This window comes from Paenibacillus dauci (genome assembly GCF_000971985.1).
Classification (GTDB): domain Bacteria; phylum Bacillota; class Bacilli; order Paenibacillales; family Paenibacillaceae; genus Saccharibacillus; species Saccharibacillus dauci.
In genome coordinates, this window is sequence record NZ_LAQQ01000001.1 from 433,007 (window position 1) to 451,294 (window position 18,288).

Below are 18,288 nucleotides of genomic sequence, written 5' to 3' on the forward strand. Positions count from 1 at the left end.
TGTTGTCTTATGCCTCAGTGATCTAATATCGAATCTTAATCACTCATGCCAAAATGCAGCAGATACAGCTTGCCATTGGTGAAGAACAGATAATCGTCCCATTCCAGCTCATAAAAGGAATCCGGTGTACTGGTTACTTTAAATACAGTTACCACATTGCCTACATTCGACAATCCTTCTTTGAGAATATGTATAAAATGACGGCTTCCATGCTCCTGATCGAAGGGGATGACTCCCTGCTGGGCGGCATCCGCGCTGCGCCAGCGATAATATAGCCAGCCAGGCAGCATTTTCAGCAGATGATCCTGCCAATCCTGCAGCCGATCCAGACTTACCCGGTCAGGTGTTAGCTGCATATACCCGCAAACACTCTCTACCAATGTGCCAATCGCCGGAATCTCATCCAAATCATAATCGAGCGCACAGTTATCCATCATATTCAGTTGGGCAACTCCCTGTAGATAGCCCCGTATGTAATCCATTGTTATTTTCATAGGCAACATCCTCTCCCGTCTATCCGTTCCATTACCATGATAAGCTGATACTTGTAACATTATGGCTATGTAATCATAATAGTATTAATAACCCGATTCTCTTCACCAGAAGCGTCAGCTGCTCTATTATACTGCAAAATGACTCGAACAGGATATGATTGCTGCTGTGTGACTATTTGTCTGCTCGGGTAATACATATGATTAGAAATAAAAGAATACTAAAAGATAAATAATGTATTGTATACAATTTATATTCATGCTATAATAATATTGTAAAAAATTTAATTTTAATAAATTAAATGTAAAAGGACCGGTGATTATCATGAGAATCCAATTAACCGAACTCGCAGATCAGAAATTAAAAGCAAGTCTTGGCGAACAACCAGGTATGTACAAATTACTGTACGATACTGGTGAAGGCTGTGGTTGTGATGGTATTCCGGTACTCCTGATTGTAGATCAGCAGGATGCCAACGATAGTGTGATCGAGACTAATTCCCTGCCTATTTTGATCGACCGTCAGCACGAGATTTATTTTGAAGCTGCCATGTATCTGGATGCAGAGCCTAACTTCACTTCTTTCAAATTGCGTAGTGATTCCATGCTATACAGCAGCAATGTCAAAATCAGAGATCTACGTGGCATGGATGTTCCTGCCAGCACCGCCTCCAACTCCTGTGCACTGCGTTAATAATAATATTTGAAATTCATTCTAATATAAAAGGCATCGGTATAAGAGATTAACTTCCCTTATACCGATGCCTTTTTCGATAATGGATGCTGATTTATTGGTTGACCAATGGTGTTCCATTTGGGATACAGACAGTTCGACTCTGTTTAGATCCAGCGCAGAAATGGTTTGTTCACTACCTGGATGTCGTGCTTTCCCGCCCACTCGCTCAATTGCTCCAATGATATCTCTTCATCTCCAGTAAAAACAAAACAATGACTGGACGGCAGAATTCGGCGTCCGCGTGACTGAATACCAACCAGCGGTCGTTCATATCCGTTTAGCCAAATCTGCTGAATATCGGCACTTTTAATGTTCTGATTGCCTAACCGAATAGCAGAGTTGTCCAACTGCACCAAAAACGGCTTTTGCATGCGGCGGCGAATAATAATAAATGAATAAACGACGAACAGGACAAGCACTATCCACAAAGTGTAATACAAATATTGACGATATGCTGTGAAAGTGAGGCTTGCCAATATAGATCCCAGAACCACCAGATTTAAAAGGATACCAATAAAATCTCTTGATCCTGAAGGACGTTTGGCTGTGAGTGTATTCATGGTAATATCCCTCTCTTTGCTTACAAATTATGGATAATATTATTTTCTGCATAAATTACATGTTCAATCGATAATTCATGATCAGACGTTATACTGTCAGCACTGTTTTGATCATAGCGAGATATTCACGCAGCATACTAACCGGAATCAAGCGCAGCGGTGACGGACTGGAGATGCCATCGTATGCTGTATAGCCCAGATGTTCCGCAATATAACGGGCACGATACATATGATAGTTGCTGGTTACGATAATGGCATTATAGGTACCCGGAGCCGTATCACGATCTGCATCGATTACTTTTTGGCTGAACAGCAGATTCTCGTATGTACTGGTAGAGCGGCTTTCCAGCAGTATGGCTCCAGGTGGAACGCCCTGTTTTAACAGATAATCCCTCATCGCTACTGCTTCCGGTACGGTCTCATCCACTCCCTGACCGCCGGAGACGATAATTTTGCTATCGTGGTGCTGCTGCCAGTACACCAGACCGGTGTCTACACGTTGACGCAAAGTGACTGGCAGCTGATCTCCTTCTTTAAGCCCGGAGCCTAGGATTAGAACATATGGACTATGGGAAGAGCTGCTATCATCCCGATCAAATTGCGATAACACCAGTGCTTCACAAATGATGAATGATAGCAAAAACAGACTGAACACGGTTAATAATGTCCATCTTGTGCGTGGATGTGCACGCCATATTTTTTTCAAGCGGTGAAGCTTAAGGGAATGCCCCGTCTTGCTTTTCTTTGACTTCATAATGCTATGTACGCTCCTCAATCCTGCAAGTTCAATTATGATACATATTTTCCTTTTAGCGTAACACAAGTCTTGTGACTGTTGCCAATCCTGCTCAGACGTGCTTGTGTTTTATAAGGAATTCCTAACGCCAAAAAGCTCTATACCCGGCTGTATGGGCAAGAGCTTTATGTGGTGCCAGCAGCATGGATCCATGGATCAACGTACTGCGTGTATAGGGTCTCGCTGTTGATCTCCGATCGTTTTATTCATGAGGCGCAGCCAATTGTTCCAGTACCTGCAGCAGGTCACTGCCGGTTCCCAACTTGTATCCCTGCTGGGCATAACGTATATTCTGATACGGGTCTACTACCAGTACAATCGGACGCTGTTCGCCGCGTATGTGCTGCATGGTTTCCTTTAACCCGGATAGCATATTCAGATTCTGATCTACCCGCAGATGTATCTGTCCGGGCAGTAGATCTGTCGCTATCCGCTCCTGATCCTGCAATGTTGAAGTCAATACATACACCGGACCACCCCATGCCGACCATTCGGACTTCCGCTCGGATAGTTCTCTGAGCAAATGTTTGGTGGGTTCACGTTCCGGCTCCAGCCAAGTAATAATGCAGCCAGCCGGATGAGCGACAGACTCAGCTTCGTTGCCAGACAATATGCCCTTCACCTGATCCGGCAGCGAAGAATGGATCAGTGGGACCGTGTGCTGTTCACTGCGGAATAGCAGTTCAGCCTCTGTCGTCTGCTCCGGATATACATGGAAATGCATAAACCGTCCCTCTACACTCTCATCGCTGAGACGTGTTCCTGTCGTCAGCCGGTACGCTCCCGGTATGACGTCATACGGCTTGTCGCACATCTCTTTTTCTCCGTATGGAAAATGAACTGTCCGGTACGCTCCATCCTCCAGCCTTGCCAGTGTGAAATTACGATAATATCCGGCTTCTTCATCTGCAGATGCTGCTGCAAGACGGAAAATGACTTTACCTTTGTCGGAAGATACAGAAGTGAATTCAGCAGTATGTTCCGGTTCCGGTCGAATATTCTGAATATCGTTAGCCGCATCTTCAGCAATTCCGGTACTTCGATAACCGTCTACCTCATCTGCTTCAAGGTGCGGCGTAAACTGCATTTCTGTCCATCCACCATGCTGCCAGTACTGCGGTTGCAACTGCAGCGGCTCCAGCCGCGCCGGAATGCCCAGACTGCGGGCAGCAGCAACAAACATCATATCCCGGCTCAGCGCGTCCATCACTCCCAATTGATGGGCACCTGCCGGCGTCGCCATACCGGAATAACGATCCACCTGATTGTATATACGTACTTCAGCTTCCAGGTCGGCAGCCAGCTGCTGTGGATGACGACGATAATCTTCCTGCTTGTCCAAAGACCATAACGACTGAAAATAAGCCCGATATTCAGACAACATCTCAAAATGAATCCGCGGACACAGCACATAGCGATCAAATCGCTCTCTTTCTGCTTCTTCCAGCGTGACATAGACTTTGCTACCATTTAGATGATCCTGCAGGACAGGTTCAAACGTATCCTGCCAATCTTTGGGACGCATCGATTCCAGCAGCCGCAAAGCCAGCGAGCGTTCTTCCGGTACCGTCTTTTCCAGAAAATCAGCCAGTTCCCGGCTGTTCCCCCTCGCCGCCTCCAGCACTTTCCAGATCCGTTCGGCAGGCAACTGCCACTTCGCTGCCAGCTGATCGGATTCTTCGCGGTTCAAAAATCCAGCTTCATAGGCAGTACGAAGTGCAATGCCCTCCTGTATGCGCTGCTCATGTTTATGTTTATCCTCTGGAGAGACCGCTTGACCTTCATCGACTGGCGGAGCTACCGGGGCAGTCATTTTCCAGTCTATACTGCCTTCTGCAAAGGATGACAGACCGAGACTCACAGTTACTTCGGATTGATCTACACGACACCATGTCTCACCCCAGCGCTGACCTGCACGCGCATGAATAAGCAAATCTCCATATCCGGTCGTCAGCTGGGCACGACCGGTGCTGTCACTCTTCATCGTTGCCAGCGGAGAGAATTCTGCTGCATTGTATAATTGGAACTGCACTTCTGCAGAGATTGGCCGCTCTTGTTCATCTACGGTATGAACAGTAAGCGGATGGACAGGAGCATACCGCTTTAGCATATTAATTTCTGTATACCATGGATGTCTGGAGCAGACTTCCTCCGGTCCGGTATAGTCTGCAGAGACCCTCGTGTTGACCAGCATTGCCCGGCGCGCCGGCAGCCGGAACCATCCTTCATCCAGTACCGGCTCAGGTTCACAGGCACCCAGATAATGCCATTGTCCATCTGCCCATGCTTCGACCCATGCATGATTGGAATCGCAGTGCGCCCAACGCGGCGTATAGCACTGACGCGCCGGAATACCGATGCTCCGAAGTGCCGTTACTGCCAGCGTGGATTGTTCTCCGCACCGTCCCTGCGCTGTACGCATAATCGTCAGTGGCGAGACGGTACGAATATCCGTACCTACATAGGTCGCTCGTTCATGGCACCAGTAATTGGTCTCCAGCACTGCCTCGGTCATCGGCAGATTACGAACCCGATCGACAAGTTCGCTATAAATGATTTGGCGACTATTATCGATATTCTCGTTATTCACCCGGTAAGGCAGCACAAAATGTACAAAAATCTCATCCGGTATAGATGCTCCCCATGGCATTTGATTGCGTACATGCAGTGCATGCCGTACATGTCTCAAAAAGTATTCACCATCATAATCGGCCAGATCATGCAGCGGCATATAAGCGTACAGAAACCGAAGCAGCAGCTGTTCTTCATCCGTTAGCGGCAGTTCGAATACGCTGAATAGGGATGACTTTCTCCGGGCAGCCTGCTGCCTTTTCCATTCGAACTTGTGATTTACCTTATCCAGATCCAATCCATACGATACAGTCACCGTCATGCAGGTAAGCCTCCTTTGTAAATGAGTATTACGATATAATCATTTTGCTGCCTGCTCCCGCCATACCCAGCCATCTTCACGAATACAGATCCGTGACTCTCCGTCTGTTAGCAGTGCGGATATCTGGAACATACTGCTGGTTGCTTCGATGTTCCATTGCTCGATATCATTCGAGCGCAGCTTCAACTCTCCAATCTGCAGCAGCTCCTCTATACTCGTACAGTAACGTTGATGTGTCTGAGCATATAGACGCTGCTTGTAGTAGAGTACACGCAGATCCCATTTGATCTGTTCTGTTTCCAGTTCAGATGGCAGACCATTAGGAGCGTCTGCTGCTATCTGCGGTGCATGTTCTACCGATTCACTTTCTGCTTGTTCTTCATCCTCAAAAACCACATATCCCCATAGTTCCGGATAATGCATATTCACCACACCCTGCGGACTCCATACCCAGTTATCTTCAGGCAGCGGCTTGCCGGTCGCTGGATCGCATCGCTTCACATATTGACCATCTATTACATCTACCTCCCACTCGACCCGGGAAAAGTTCACCCGCCAGTACTCACTAGGTAGCGGCGGACGTTTCTCTGCTGCACATTCCTGAAGAATTCGCCAGGGCAGAGCGATCTCGACCGACCACATCCGGTTGCTGGCTTCAGGATTATTCAGTTCACCATCTACATATACTGCAGTACGCAATCCGCTGATGTCCCACCCATTAATTGCTGGCCCTTCATCGCGATAAGGCTTGACCAGCAGCAGATCCCATACGGTATTCAGCACATTGATTTCAAATTCATAATATTGATGCGTATCCCCATCCGGATCGATAAATATCTCAAAGTCATTATCCTGAAAAATCACCGAGTCCCTCTCCGTCTGGTTAGCCCATATCTCATTTTCTTCCAGCTCGGCTCCTATGTAAAAGTATTGATCATCCCAGAGCATCTTCACCCGGGTTCTTTTGGCAGGAAGCGGCCTGCGATCTCCTTCTATATCTACAAAATCTTCTGTCCACTCGGCGGTCTGCCAGAAATCCTGATCCAGACGTCCGGTCCATTCACTTATTCCCGAAGCACGCCTGCATCGATAGGTTTTGGGATTGAATGTAATTTGCGGCTCAGGAACAGCTGATAATTTGCGCATTCATGTGACCTCCTCTGGGCTGGTTATTGCACTTTTATTTGGCAATAGATATATGGAATACTGCTCATTGTAGGCAAGGATCATCAACGGGTAAATATGGCATTTCTATGATTGAGGATATGTAGTATATGATAATCATCGTTATCCAGTTGTTATCCGTATCATATATAAGATGTAATATGTGTTTAATGTATTGTCCATTTCCAGTCTTATATAAAAAGCTGGATAAACTATAACAGTTTACCCAGCTCCGCAATCGTATCGATAGTGTGTGTCGGTTGTACATGTTTGGCATCGCGCGGACCAAGATGCTGCCTGATCCAGACCGTCTGCATACCGGCTTGGATAGCGCCCCCGATTCCGCTGATAGCATGATCTCCTACATACATGCAGTCAGCAGGGTCTACCTGTAGCTGCTCAGCCGCCTGATAGAAGATTCGTACATCTGGCTTTGCTGTTCCGGCTTCTTCTGCAGTGAGTACCCTATCGAGCTCATCCCGGATCCCCATTTGAGCCAGTTTCTGATGCTGCAGATCTGCCTGTCCGTTGGTTAACAGGGCGGTTCGATATCGCTGGTGAACATACTGCAGCGTTTCTTTGGCCTGGTGGGTCAGTACAGCACATTGAGCGTACTGCTGCTGACAGAATTCCAATAGATGCTGATCCTCGGGACGCTTCTTCCAGGGAAGCTGGTCAATATACGTGGCAAATACATGCCGCTGCTCTACCGCTCCATGCCAGTCCAAATGTACGATTCGCTCCAGTACATGGCGTCCTTCCTCCAGATACGCCGCGTACTCTTTAGCTAACCGATGAGCCAGTTTTTCCATGGTTTGTCTTCGATCCAGCAGCGTATCATCGAGATCAAAAATAACAGCCTTTATTGTATTCATCGCTTTCCTCCAGCAGCTTGATATGTCTGATTATATATAATCTATTCATATCGTACCCTGTTTTGAAGACATGTATTCACTTTTGTTGCCTTTCCTGGAACTCATGCTCCAGAATACTCATGCCAATAGCATCATGGTACTGATAATCATAGTACAGTACTTCCCGCTGAATGCCTTCCCTGCTGAATCCGAGCTTTTCGTAGGAAGCAATGGCCCGTTCATTAAATGAATATACCGACAGCTCTACCCGGTGCAGATTCAGATTACCAAAAGCATAATCCAACAGCATCTCCATCGCTTCGGTACCATAGCCCTGTCCACAGTTGGATGATTCAAATATGGCTATCCGGATATGTGCATTCCGGTTGGTACGATCGATATCCATCAGCGAGATTTCACCAATCACCTGTTCTTCAGGCTTGAGTGTAATCAGCAAATCGATCCGGCTGGAATCACCAGCACTTTCTTCAATAAATTGCGCCACACCTTCACGGGTAAATAGAGCATGGGTACCGGTCAGACGACGCATTTCTTCATTCATCAGTGTCGGATAGTACATGTCGATATCATCTATAGTAAACGTACGCAGATATAGACGCTCACTTTCCAGTACACGCTTGTTGGCTTGCTTCATTCCAGGTAATCCCCTTTATTATGTATTGTTATACTTCTCCCTGTTCACTTCTTCATAGCTTGGTATACATAGATGATATTTTACTTTCTTTTGCATATTTGGGAGAATTCCATCTGCTTACTCAGTGTATCATATTCTTCTGAAGTTGCTCCAGCAAGTTCCCATGGGATAGTATCACTCCATTCCATGACAAAAACTCTCTGCTATGCTAGCCAGAGAGTTCACTCAATCGATATTGTGAATATGCTGTAATAGTCAGGCCTGCAGCTTGCTGATCAGCTGACGCAGCTGTTGATTCAGCGTCTGCAGTTCTTCACTGGATAATCCTGTTGCATCCAATAGTGACTGCGGCAGACAGCGGGATTGCTCTTGCAGAGCCATTCCTTTGTCCGTAATCTTAATATTTACAACCCGTTCGTCCTCGGTAGAACGCTGACGGGTAATCAGACCATTCTCTTCCATCCGTTTGAGCATGGAGGTCATCGTACCGGAATCGAGATAAATCTCTTTGCCGAGTTCCTTGATTGTACACTCCTGCTTTTCCCATAAGACCACCAGCGTAATATATTGCGGATAGGTTATTCCCATTTCTTCGAGCATCGGCCAGTACATTCTCGTAATGGCTCGTGAACCTGCATAAAGGGAGAAGCAGATATGCTGTTCCAGAGCTGTTACACTTGTTGATTCCATTCTTCTCACCTAATTTCTTTGTGTTTGGTTCATCATAAGCAGCACAGTGATTTAATATTATCGTACCGCCACTGTTATATATTGTCAACAATTAATTTGCTTAAAACTTAAATTTTACAAATAATTTATTTTATCAGCTATTACGATATTTTTTATGGATCACTTACTCTGCTGTCAGCGTTCTGAATGATACAAAAAAAGCCCCTGTTTACGCGGTCATTCCCAATCGGGTTCAAGACTGTGTACAGGGGCTTGTTTATTATATGATTTGCATTATCGAGCACTGCTGTATGATGAGACATGTTCCCATTATTAAAATCCGAATACGGACATGCCGCCATCGACCATCAGCGTCTGTCCGGTAATATAACCGGCTGCTTCGGAGGACAGAAATACGACCGGTCCTACGAGTTCTTCCAGATTGCCAACCCGCTTCATCGGCGTACGATCCAGAATCTCCTGCATATACTGCTCGTTCGCCAGCATCTGCTCGGTCAGCGGAGTACGGAAATACCACGGTCCCACCGCATTCACCTGGATACCATACTGCGCCCACTCCATGGACAGGATTTTGGTCATCTGGATCAGTCCTGCCTTGGTCGCACCATAAGCGACACCGGTACGCAGTGCCACCTGCCCGGCTACAGAAGCAATATTGATAATCCGCCCACCGCCATTTTCTTTCATTTGCTCGGCAGCGAGCTGAGATGCGATTAATGCAGAATGCAGATTCGTCTGGACGATCCTGTTCCATTCCGAATCTGTTACATCAAGCGCTTTGCTGCGTATATTCATACCTGCATTATTGACCAGAATATCCGGCGCTCCAAAAGCCAGCTCAAACCGCTCGAACGCATCCTTCATCTGCTGACGGTCTGTTACATCGGCCACCATGCAAATCGCCTGACGGCTGCTGTGCTTCTCGATCAGCTGCTTGGTAGCGTCAAGATCGGCGCCTGTACGCGAGATCAATCCCACATCCGCTCCTGCTTGCGCCAGCCCGATAGCAAGTGCCTGACCGATACCTTTGCCTGCTCCGGTAACGATTGCCTTTTTATTGGATAATGAAAATGATGGTAAATACATTGTAACGACTCCCTTTCCTGCTGTCCGCTTAATTCTGACGGAAGCTCGTAAAGTATTGACTGGGCCCCCCATGCTCCGGATGAAGAATCTCTTCGTACCGATTGGCTGTATATTCTCCAATCACCCGTCTCCAGAATGCCTGGGCAGCCGTATTATTGTGCACCTGGGTAACTTTCCAGCGGCCCGGATAACGGTTGAAAAGTTCCTCCGCTGCCCAGCGGCCGACCCCTGCACGCCTGTATTTGTGCAGGATAAAAAACTCAGTCATATAGTAGTCACTCTCACTGCTGTCTATATACCGGTCTACCAATGCAAAGCCTGCAATATAAGAGCCCGAATAAATTAGAAAAGGAAATTTGCGCCCCGGATAGCTCCAGAATTCATCCAGTCCCGGATACTCGGGGAAACGTCCTTTGTCATTCAATTCAATATTCAAATAATATGTAAAATCATAAAGATAGAATTGCATCATTTCGCGGATCACCCGCTTCTTGCTTCTCGGTACCAATTCCAGCGCCAGCGCCATCCTGTTCCCTCCGTTGTCTTGTCTAATCGTTGCAATTTGTATATATCATATCAGGAAAAATTTGTATATCATTTTGTGCCTTCTTACCACTATATAACGTTCCTGTATAGTGACGCAAATCATATTCCAGTCATTTTATGGTACAATCGGGACATGAGGTGAGCTAACGACATGACCATACAGAAGATCCATGACCGCCGCAAGCTGGATGAGAAATTGCCATCCATGCCCTGGTATATTGAACAATTTATCAATTACAAATTACCGGACTTGTCTCCGTCCACATTATTGGAATACATACGGGATTATGAATCTTTTTTAAGCTGGATGATTGCCGAAGGATTATCCGCTGCCAGTACCTATGCAGAGGTACAGCTGATCGAACTTGAGACACTACGTATGGAGGATGTAACCAGCTATCGGCTATATCTGACAACACGCGCCGAGAGCGCCAATACCCGTGTCACCGTATCCCGCAAGCTGTCTTCGCTGCGTTCATTGTTCCATTATCTCAGTCAGATTGCCGAGGATGAAGACTTCTATCCGCTTCTCAAACGCAATATTATGGCCAAGATCGAAGTTAAGCGCCTGCACAAGCCCAAGGACACTGCCGCCAAGCTCAAAGGCAAAATTCTCGAAGATGAAGAACTGCTGGAATTTGTCGGCTATATTCTGGAAGGTCATCGTGAGACCATCGCAGGCAACAAGCAGGCACTCTACTCCTACGAGCTCAATCGTGAGCGGGATGCCTGTATTGCCAGCCTGATTCTTAACTCCGGTCTGCGCGTATCCGAAGTGGTCAATCTGAATATGAATGATCTGGATCTGAACCAGAAGATGCTGTATGTCTCCCGCAAAGGCAATAACGATGAGACGTTTAAGACACCAGTCTACTTCCGCGAGCAGGCACGGGATGAACTGCAGACGTATTTGCAGCTGCGTGAATCCCGCTATCGTACACCGCGTAATGAACAGGCGCTATTTGTCGCCAAGCCAAATGGCCAGGCATCAGGCAACCGGATGACCAAGCGAGCAATTCAGGCAATGATTATCAAATACGCCAAATACTTTGGCAAACCTTACTTGACCGTACACAAGCTACGGCATTCTTTTGCTACCGATTATTATTTGCAAAATGATATCTACAAAACCAAGGAACAACTCGGTCACGCATCGACCGAGACGACCGAAATCTACGCCCATCTCACTGACAAGACAATGTCCGAAGCGATTGAGAAGCGTAACGAGGATTAATAGCTATATTGCCCATTATAAAAAGTATGCTGTTACAACAAATACTCAACTGTACCGGGATATTCAATCCTCCTCTGTCCACAAACAGCAGGAGGATTTTTATTTGCCGGTTATATCGATAATCCAGATCAGATGATCTGCACCTGGTCCCCATTGGTCTTTCAGTGTATACGCAGGTTCGCCGAATCTGCGCTCCCAGATCCGCTGGGCGATTGGGTATCCGCTGTCCAGACAGAACTTGCTGCAGCCTTGCTCATGTAAGAATGAGACTATTTCGGTTAGCAGCCGGGTGGCAATTCCTTGCCTTTGTGCTTCCGGATGTACCAGAATCGTTCCTACTTCGAGCAACTGCTGATATTCAGGGCTGATGATGCTACGAATTAGATCGTTGGCAGTACCGGCTTCAATCGTTCCTATGATTTGTTCTCCTCGCCAAGCTGTCAGAAAATATCGCTGCTTCCCCTGACTGCGCAAATCTTGTGTGAGGTAGAGCAGTTTGTTACGTATTTCTGCTTCCAAATCTTCCTTTTGTTCCTGAATGCCATTCTGTATAAACGTATCTGTAAGCACAAGGCGAAAAAAGGAAGCTAACTGCTCATAGTCTTGAACCTTCGGTCGACTAATTACGATTTCCTCCATCATGTTCTCTCCTTCTTTGCTTTGTATACTAAAAAATGGCTTACGGAAGAGGTTTATTTCTCCTGATTCTATACAAAAAGCTGCCAGATTAAAAATCATGGCAGCTTTTCAGCTTTTATGCAATTTCGCTATCTGTTCTTGCAGATGTCATACCATACAGTCTGGTTATGATCACGCATAGATTGACAGAGCAGCAGACTTTAGGACTGGGCGTTTTTCAGCTTCTCACCCAGTGTAACAAAAGAAGCAACGGCAGTACGAATACGCAGTTCTGTGCCTTCATCCACCGGGTCACCGTTTTCATTAAACTCACGCAGTGATCCACCAATCGAGATCCATTCCGGGCAGTTGATACCATGCAGGTTGCGTACGATATTTTGCAAATGCAGCAGAGAAGCTGTTCCAATCAGACCGCCTGCCGAGTTGGCAGACAATACGACTTTATTGTTAAAGTATTCGCTGTTCAAAAAGTCGAGCGCATTCTTCAGTACACCGGACAGCGAACCGTGATATTCCGGCGTCGCCAGTACAAGAGCATCGGCGCTTTTGGCAGCGGCAGCCAGTTTCAGCACTTCTTCATGACCGTAAGCTTCACCCGGTCCATAGAGCGGCAGTGCATGTTCCTGCAGATTGAATACTTCAGCCTCATGGCCTTGTTCGGTCAGCAGTTTGGCAATATAGTGACAGAGTTTGGTAGTTGATGCGTCCGGGCGCGTACTCCCGGCGATAAGTGTAACTTTCATGGATAGATTGTCCTCCTGGATCGTAGATTGGCAGCAGCCTGATTTCATTCACACTTATTTGTTAGTGCTTGGCATATGACATTATGTAAGCATTCAGTGCAACGAATAATTCCATAATACCATCTTTTCCAGCCGGAATAATAGGTGTTTCTTTCAAATTTAAAGTTTCGCCGGGTGTCTGAACAGCTGGTTCACTATTGTTCTCATTTCCGGATAACAGCGTTGTCCATTCCTCCGGCTGCAGGCGGGTATAGATCCAATGAAGCCCTGTCAGCTGTTCCAGTAGGGGTACATCCGACACACGAGCCATCAAGGCTACTTTGGGATAAGGCTCCTGCTTGAACCCTTCGACCAGAATCAGATCATAACTATCTGTAGATGAGGATGACAGCTCTGCAACCAGCTGCTGCAGCGTCGATGACTGCTCACGAATAATAGCGGTGCGGGTAGGCGAAGTAATCGCGACCGCGGCTGCACCAGCTTCGGTATGGGCAAATGTATCCGTACCTCGATGATCCATCTGAAATTGATGGGCATCATGTTTGATCACTGCCACCCTCGTACCCTCTGCAGCCCAGAGACGAAGAAGTTCGGTGATAAGAGTCGTTTTGCCTGAATTTTTGTAGCCGACGATCTGGATAACCGGCGGCTGTGAAGCAGGTATGCTCTCTGAAGCTCCGTTCATTATTGCACCGCCAGCTTCAGCACCGATACAGGTGTACCAGCGGGCATAGGTTCTGTCGTAGGCGGAATGACAATCAGGCAATCGCTATCCTTGATCGTGACCATTACATTGGATTCATCAAGTAATGCCGGATAAGCGATGACCCGTCCATTTTCCACATCCACATGACCGCGTACAAAACGGGTAAAGCTGTTGATCTTGCTATAATCACGTCCCAGTTCAGCGGTCCATTCCGGCAAATAGTCCCGTGTATTGTTCATCATCTGCCGGATCGTCGGACGCACAAGCAGCTCGCAGCCGACAAAGCAAGCTCCCGGGTTACCGGATAGCGCAAACAGCAGCTTGCCATCCTTGACTGCACCGGTAGTGACACTGCCGGGACGCATCGAGATTTTGTTAAATAACATCTCTACTTCGCCGCTGCGTACCAGATCCCCCATAACATCATAGTCGCCCACCGATACACCGCCGCTGGATACGACCAGATCATATTGCGCCAGCGCATTCATCAGCATCGTACGCGCTAGTTCCAGATCATCCTCTACTGCTCCCAGCAGATGCGGTTCACCACCTGCTGCACGAATCTGCTCAGCCAGCATCAGCGAATTGCTGTTACGAATTTTGCCGGGTTCAATCGGTTCTTCAACCGATAGAAGCTCGGTCCCTGTCGAAAATACTGCTACCTGCGGACGGCGGTATACCGTAACCGTATGTACGCCAAATGTAGCCAGAACCGATATTTCGCCGGCTCCGATACATGCACCCTGCTGCAGCAGAATATCTCCTTCTTTAACTTCCAGGCCGATCGGCGTAATATTGCGGCCTGCTTCGACCTGACGCTTGAGACCAACCCAGGTACGTTCCTGCTCCATCTTGGTCTCTGTCATTTCCAGCATTACCACTACATCCGCTCCATCCGGTACCATGGCTCCTGTCATGATGCGCGATGCCTGTCCGGATTGAATCGAGACAGATGGAGTATATCCGCACGGAATATTATCGACCACTTCCAGCCAGATCATATGATCACTGGATGCTTCCAGCAGATCGGCTGCGATCATAGCGTAACCGTCCATACCCGAACGTCGAAAATGGGGATATGGATGATGAGCTGTTACGGTCTCGGCGAGAAATCTGCCACCCGCCTCCTCCAGTCTCACCTGCTCCGTATCCGAAGGGCGAACATAGCCGGCTATGCGCTTCTGGGCTTCGGCCGGAGTAATCGGTCTGCGATGGAATTTGCCACGATCCTGTTCCGCTGCTGATGCGGCCTGTGATTCCGGTTGATTGTGTGCTGTCATAATTATGATTCCTCCCTGTTTCTATAGCTGTCTGCCGGACAGCCTGGTCCGTTACTTTCCTTACAGTTATAGCTCAAGCCTAACTTTCATGCAAGTATTGTACGGCGATAAGAGCATTCAGCCACGTCTATTTGGGATAAAGGCACATGGAATTTGATTTAACTTCTATTTATAAACAACAAAATGAATTCGATAGAGTACAATTTTCACAGAAAATGAATAACTCCTCCTTTTTACGTCAATAGAAGTATCGAGTTTGCTGTTAGTTAATGAGTATTCCGTATGATGAATCCGAACGAATGTATGTTTACTATTATGAATTTTTCATATAATTAAATAGTATAAATAACTTATATAGAGTGTTCTGCACAAAAAAGATGCCCGTCTTATCGACTGACATCTTCCTGCGAAAATATTTTTTGGGGTTGTTAAAAGGAATCCTCGTCCTCACGGATGATTGTCTGCTTGCTATAGGGGACGATTCAATGCACTGACCTGTAGACTGCTCCAATTAATTGGTTCTTCGCCTGAATGACGGATATGAACCACTTTCCGCTGACCGGGCAGCAGGTCAAAGTAATTGTCGCTGAACCGCAGTCTTCCCTGTGCAATCTCCAATTTGACCATCCGAGCCAGTACAGCACCACCGATAAGCGTAACGGTCTGCTTCTGCTTATCCACCTGGATCTGCCAGTCAGCAGTCGGGAGATGAAGTTCCTTGGGCGAACGCAGATAATAATGATTATCCGGAATATCGGGATGATCCGCACTCAGCACGACAAATACCTCATGTGCCTGCCATCCTGTAATACTCTGTTCTTGACCCGACTCTGTTGTTTTATCGGTGGAAGACAGGACTTCGACTTCACTTATCTGCTCTACCTGAATAGCGCCATTCGCCGGTACTTCTGCTGCAAAGCTACGACGGAAGACTACTTCTCCCTGCCATGTCATCACTTTCATCTCCAGCTGTGTCGTAAATGCCTGAAGCGTATCGTTAATGATCCATAGATTCATATCCTGCCCCGGCTCATGATCCAGCGACAACAGCAGCGGATGATAGAATGTCCGGGCATAGAAATAGGCAGCCTTCGGCAGCAATTCATAATCCACGATCGCCCAGCTTGTACCCGGCCAGCTGTCATTGAGCTGCCAGATTAGACTTCCGCTGTTGCGATGTTTGAGACGGCGGTAATGTTCGATTCCATACTTCAACCCTTCTGCCTGGGTGAGCATGGAGTAGTCCAGATACTGATCGATATTTTGCGGAATGCCAGTATACCCTTCCATCAGCAGAATGCCTTTGCGATGATTGGTATCCTTGTTCCGATAATCCATCTCTTCACTGCCCCAGTAAAAGGATTCCTCCGGAATGTAACGTGACAGGGTATACCGGTTGGCTGCGGCATGCATGCCAAACTCGCTGCTGAACAATGCCAGATCCTGCTTATAGTGATGGAAGCTGACTCCTTCGATACTGTAATCCAGAATCGGCTTATCTCCATATTGACGCGGATACACCGATCCGTGCCAGACCTGCCAATTATGCCGGTCTCCAATATCCGGATCATTCACATCATTGCCACCATAGGGAGAAGACGGCCAATACGGTCGATATGGATCGCTGTCTGCCAGCACATCGGGAATCAGCTCATGATAGATTGCTTCTCCATAAAAAGGGCTGCGGATATCACCGGCGGCTGTTTTCATATCATATAACCAGTCGATCTCGTTGTTGCCACACCAGAGAGCCAGAGAAGCATGATTACGCAGCCTTTTCACATTATCCACCACTTCTGCACGTACATTTGACATAAAGTCCTGATTGAAATCCGGGAACAACGCATTGGCAAAAGCAAAATCCTGCCAGACCAGAATGCCTTGCCGATCACATTGCTGATAGAAAATATCCTTTTCATAAATGCCGCCTGCCCATACACGCAGCATGTTCATATGCGCTTGCGCTGCCAGTTCGATCAGCTCCACATAACGCGCATCGCCAGCTGAACCGATCAGATTATCAACCGGAATCCAGTTGGCTCCTTTGGCATAGATGCGTACACCATTCAGTACAAAAGCAAACAGAGGCTCTCCCTCTTCTCCCTCCAATTGCAGCTCAATCGTCCGCAGGCCTACTTCGTGTTCATACCGATCTACCAGCTCTTCGCCGGAATATAATAGAACCTGAAGATGATACAGATACGGCTCTCCCAGATCATGCGTCCACCACAGATGAGGCTGGGGAATATGCAACTGTACGTTCCATGTATCTGTACGATTATGATCAACAGCGGTCAAGGTATGCTGGCGGGTGACTTCTCTGCCTTCATGATCCAGCAGAACAACTTCTGCCCGCAGTGCCTGCGCTGTTGTCGTATCGGCTGCAGCGTGTATGTGTTCGTTATAACTCGTATAACGCAGACGGGGTACAGCACGAACCGATGTCTGCACCTCCAGTACAGCTTCTTCCGAACTGACACTGCGTGTATACGCATACACTTGATCCAGTCGGGCAATCCGGGTACGACGTATGTTGACACTGCCCCATATGCCGACCGTAATTATGCGTGGTCCCCAGTCCCAACCAAAGTTCATCGCCGCCTTGCGCAGCCACGGTCGTTCTTTGGTATAGGAAGACCAGTCAAATAGCTCTTTCTCCTGATGATGAGGTTGCAATGGATCGAATCGTACAGCCACGCTGTTCCATCCATTACGGACCACACGGCTGATATCAAAGATATACGTACGATGCATATTCGCTGTCTGCCCTACTTCATGTCCATTGACATAGACAGTCGCAAATGTATCCAGCCCCTCAAAAGTAAGTTCATGCCGCTCGGTGACCCCCCCGGACAATTCATAATCAAATGTGGTGCGGTACCACCATTCTTCCTGCTCGATCCAGCGACTCAGCTGATCCTGATGTCCATAGTATGGATGAGGAATCAACTGACGTTTCATCAGTGAAGTATGTATATCACCGGGTACAAGACCCCTAATCCAGTAGCGGTCATCCAGTCCGGGTGCTGCTAGATCAACCGCTTTCATTTCTCCCGGTCGATAATGCTGAATTCTCCAGGTTCCATCCAGACTGAGACACGACAAGTCCGGATATGATGCATTTTTGTTGTCCATGACATTATGCTCCTTCCTGTACGTTCAGATATTCTGTAAGGTTCATCGATATATATTACGCGTATTCCAACAGGATGGGA

At 47.3% G+C, this 18,288-nt stretch carries 17 protein-coding genes; 2 read left to right on the plus strand and 15 right to left on the minus strand.

Annotation, left to right across the window (positions count from 1 at the left end):
- Positions 1-35: 35 nt before the first annotated feature.
- A complete protein-coding gene (locus WH46_RS09290) occupies positions 36-494 on the minus strand; it encodes a hypothetical protein (protein WP_046226511.1) in 459 nt (152 codons plus the stop codon).
- 322 nt (positions 495-816) lie between these two features.
- On the opposite strand from WH46_RS09290, the gene WH46_RS09295 reads away from it, so the two are divergent.
- Positions 817-1,185, plus strand: a complete 369-nt coding sequence (locus WH46_RS09295) for an iron-sulfur cluster biosynthesis family protein (RefSeq protein WP_017812377.1) — start codon at positions 817-819, stop codon at positions 1,183-1,185.
- A 146-nt stretch (positions 1,186-1,331) separates the two neighbouring features.
- On the opposite strand, the gene WH46_RS09300 is transcribed toward WH46_RS09295, so the two are convergent.
- The 9 genes from WH46_RS09300 to WH46_RS09340 form a co-directional block, all read right to left on the minus strand.
- Complete coding sequence (locus tag WH46_RS09300) at positions 1,332-1,787, minus strand: hypothetical protein (RefSeq protein WP_046226512.1); 456 nt, start codon at positions 1,785-1,787, stop codon at positions 1,332-1,334.
- Positions 1,788-1,875: 88 nt separating this feature from the next.
- The gene (locus WH46_RS09305; RefSeq protein ID WP_082208355.1) at positions 1,876-2,541 is read right to left on the minus strand and encodes a YdcF family protein; all 666 of its coding nucleotides are present in this window, start codon (positions 2,539-2,541) and stop codon (positions 1,876-1,878) included.
- A gap of 244 nt (positions 2,542-2,785) precedes the next feature.
- Positions 2,786-5,476 (minus strand): transglutaminase-like domain-containing protein, encoded by a 2,691-nt coding sequence (locus WH46_RS09310; RefSeq protein ID WP_046226513.1) that lies wholly within the window; start codon positions 5,474-5,476, stop codon positions 2,786-2,788.
- A gap of 39 nt (positions 5,477-5,515) precedes the next feature.
- Positions 5,516-6,622, minus strand: coding sequence for a carbohydrate-binding family 9-like protein (locus tag WH46_RS09315; RefSeq protein ID WP_046226514.1), 1,107 nt, complete (start codon positions 6,620-6,622; stop codon positions 5,516-5,518).
- A 230-nt stretch (positions 6,623-6,852) separates the two neighbouring features.
- Positions 6,853-7,515 carry an HAD family hydrolase gene (locus WH46_RS09320; protein WP_046226515.1) on the minus strand — a complete coding sequence of 221 codons (663 nt, stop codon included), beginning with the start codon at positions 7,513-7,515 and terminating at the stop codon, positions 6,853-6,855.
- Positions 7,516-7,591: 76 nt separating this feature from the next.
- The gene (locus WH46_RS09325; RefSeq protein ID WP_046226516.1) at positions 7,592-8,149 is read right to left on the minus strand and encodes a GNAT family N-acetyltransferase; all 558 of its coding nucleotides are present in this window, start codon (positions 8,147-8,149) and stop codon (positions 7,592-7,594) included.
- A 255-nt stretch (positions 8,150-8,404) separates the two neighbouring features.
- Positions 8,405-8,839 (minus strand): MarR family winged helix-turn-helix transcriptional regulator, encoded by a 435-nt coding sequence (locus WH46_RS09330; protein WP_046226517.1) that lies wholly within the window; start codon positions 8,837-8,839, stop codon positions 8,405-8,407.
- A gap of 312 nt (positions 8,840-9,151) precedes the next feature.
- Positions 9,152-9,925: an SDR family NAD(P)-dependent oxidoreductase gene (locus WH46_RS09335; protein WP_046226518.1), complete on the minus strand. Its 774-nt coding sequence runs from the start codon at positions 9,923-9,925 to the stop codon at positions 9,152-9,154.
- A gap of 28 nt (positions 9,926-9,953) precedes the next feature.
- A complete protein-coding gene (locus tag WH46_RS09340) occupies positions 9,954-10,451 on the minus strand; it encodes a GNAT family N-acetyltransferase (RefSeq protein ID WP_017812385.1) in 498 nt (165 codons plus the stop codon).
- Between the two features lie 171 nt (positions 10,452-10,622).
- Between WH46_RS09340 and xerS the strand changes: the two genes are divergently transcribed.
- The gene (gene xerS / locus WH46_RS09345) at positions 10,623-11,705 is read left to right on the plus strand and encodes a tyrosine recombinase XerS (RefSeq protein WP_046226519.1); all 1,083 of its coding nucleotides are present in this window, start codon (positions 10,623-10,625) and stop codon (positions 11,703-11,705) included.
- A 99-nt stretch (positions 11,706-11,804) separates the two neighbouring features.
- On the opposite strand, the gene WH46_RS09350 is transcribed toward xerS, so the two are convergent.
- From WH46_RS09350 to WH46_RS09370, 5 genes are all read right to left on the minus strand, one after another.
- Positions 11,805-12,347 (minus strand): GNAT family N-acetyltransferase, encoded by a 543-nt coding sequence (locus tag WH46_RS09350; RefSeq protein WP_231584316.1) that lies wholly within the window; start codon positions 12,345-12,347, stop codon positions 11,805-11,807.
- A gap of 197 nt (positions 12,348-12,544) precedes the next feature.
- Entirely contained in the window at positions 12,545-13,087 is a 543-nt protein-coding gene (locus tag WH46_RS09355) for an NADPH-dependent FMN reductase (protein ID WP_017812388.1), read from the minus strand.
- A gap of 61 nt (positions 13,088-13,148) precedes the next feature.
- Positions 13,149-13,772 (minus strand): molybdopterin-guanine dinucleotide biosynthesis protein B, encoded by a 624-nt coding sequence (gene mobB, locus WH46_RS09360; protein ID WP_052714177.1) that lies wholly within the window; start codon positions 13,770-13,772, stop codon positions 13,149-13,151.
- Positions 13,772-15,073 (minus strand): molybdopterin molybdotransferase MoeA, encoded by a 1,302-nt coding sequence (locus tag WH46_RS09365; RefSeq protein ID WP_046226521.1) that lies wholly within the window; start codon positions 15,071-15,073, stop codon positions 13,772-13,774. Before WH46_RS09365 ends, mobB begins: the two co-directional genes overlap by 1 nt.
- 468 nt (positions 15,074-15,541) lie before the next feature.
- Complete coding sequence (locus tag WH46_RS09370) at positions 15,542-18,208, minus strand: beta-mannosidase (protein WP_046226522.1); 2,667 nt, start codon at positions 18,206-18,208, stop codon at positions 15,542-15,544.
- Positions 18,209-18,288: the final 80 nt, after the last annotated feature.

Bases quoted from the DNA above. Each gene is read 5' to 3' on its own strand.
- WH46_RS09340 (WP_017812385.1), bottom strand. From the start codon at position 10,451: ATGGCGCTGGCGCTGGAATTGGTACCGAGAAGCAAGAAGCGGGTGATC.
- WH46_RS09330 (WP_046226517.1), bottom strand. From the start codon at position 8,839: ATGGAATCAACAAGTGTAACAGCTCTGGAACAGCATATCTGCTTCTCC.
- WH46_RS09295 (WP_017812377.1), top strand. From the start codon at position 817: ATGAGAATCCAATTAACCGAACTCGCAGATCAGAAATTAAAAGCAAGT.
- WH46_RS09355 (WP_017812388.1), bottom strand. From the start codon at position 13,087: ATGAAAGTTACACTTATCGCCGGGAGTACGCGCCCGGACGCATCAACT.
- WH46_RS09365 (WP_046226521.1), bottom strand. From the start codon at position 15,073: ATGACAGCACACAATCAACCGGAATCACAGGCCGCATCAGCAGCGGAA.
- WH46_RS09325 (WP_046226516.1), bottom strand. From the start codon at position 8,149: ATGAAGCAAGCCAACAAGCGTGTACTGGAAAGTGAGCGTCTATATCTG.
- WH46_RS09305 (WP_082208355.1), bottom strand. From the start codon at position 2,541: ATGAAGTCAAAGAAAAGCAAGACGGGGCATTCCCTTAAGCTTCACCGC.
- WH46_RS09320 (WP_046226515.1), bottom strand. From the start codon at position 7,515: ATGAATACAATAAAGGCTGTTATTTTTGATCTCGATGATACGCTGCTG.
- WH46_RS09300 (WP_046226512.1), bottom strand. From the start codon at position 1,787: ATGAATACACTCACAGCCAAACGTCCTTCAGGATCAAGAGATTTTATT.
- WH46_RS09335 (WP_046226518.1), bottom strand. From the start codon at position 9,925: ATGTATTTACCATCATTTTCATTATCCAATAAAAAGGCAATCGTTACC.
- WH46_RS09290 (WP_046226511.1), bottom strand. From the start codon at position 494: ATGAAAATAACAATGGATTACATACGGGGCTATCTACAGGGAGTTGCC.
- mobB (WP_052714177.1), bottom strand. From the start codon at position 13,772: ATGAACGGAGCTTCAGAGAGCATACCTGCTTCACAGCCGCCGGTTATC.
- WH46_RS09350 (WP_231584316.1), bottom strand. From the start codon at position 12,347: ATGATGGAGGAAATCGTAATTAGTCGACCGAAGGTTCAAGACTATGAG.
- WH46_RS09315 (WP_046226514.1), bottom strand. From the start codon at position 6,622: ATGCGCAAATTATCAGCTGTTCCTGAGCCGCAAATTACATTCAATCCC.
- xerS (WP_046226519.1), top strand. From the start codon at position 10,623: ATGACCATACAGAAGATCCATGACCGCCGCAAGCTGGATGAGAAATTG.
- WH46_RS09310 (WP_046226513.1), bottom strand. From the start codon at position 5,476: ATGACGGTGACTGTATCGTATGGATTGGATCTGGATAAGGTAAATCAC.
- WH46_RS09370 (WP_046226522.1), bottom strand. From the start codon at position 18,208: ATGGACAACAAAAATGCATCATATCCGGACTTGTCGTGTCTCAGTCTG.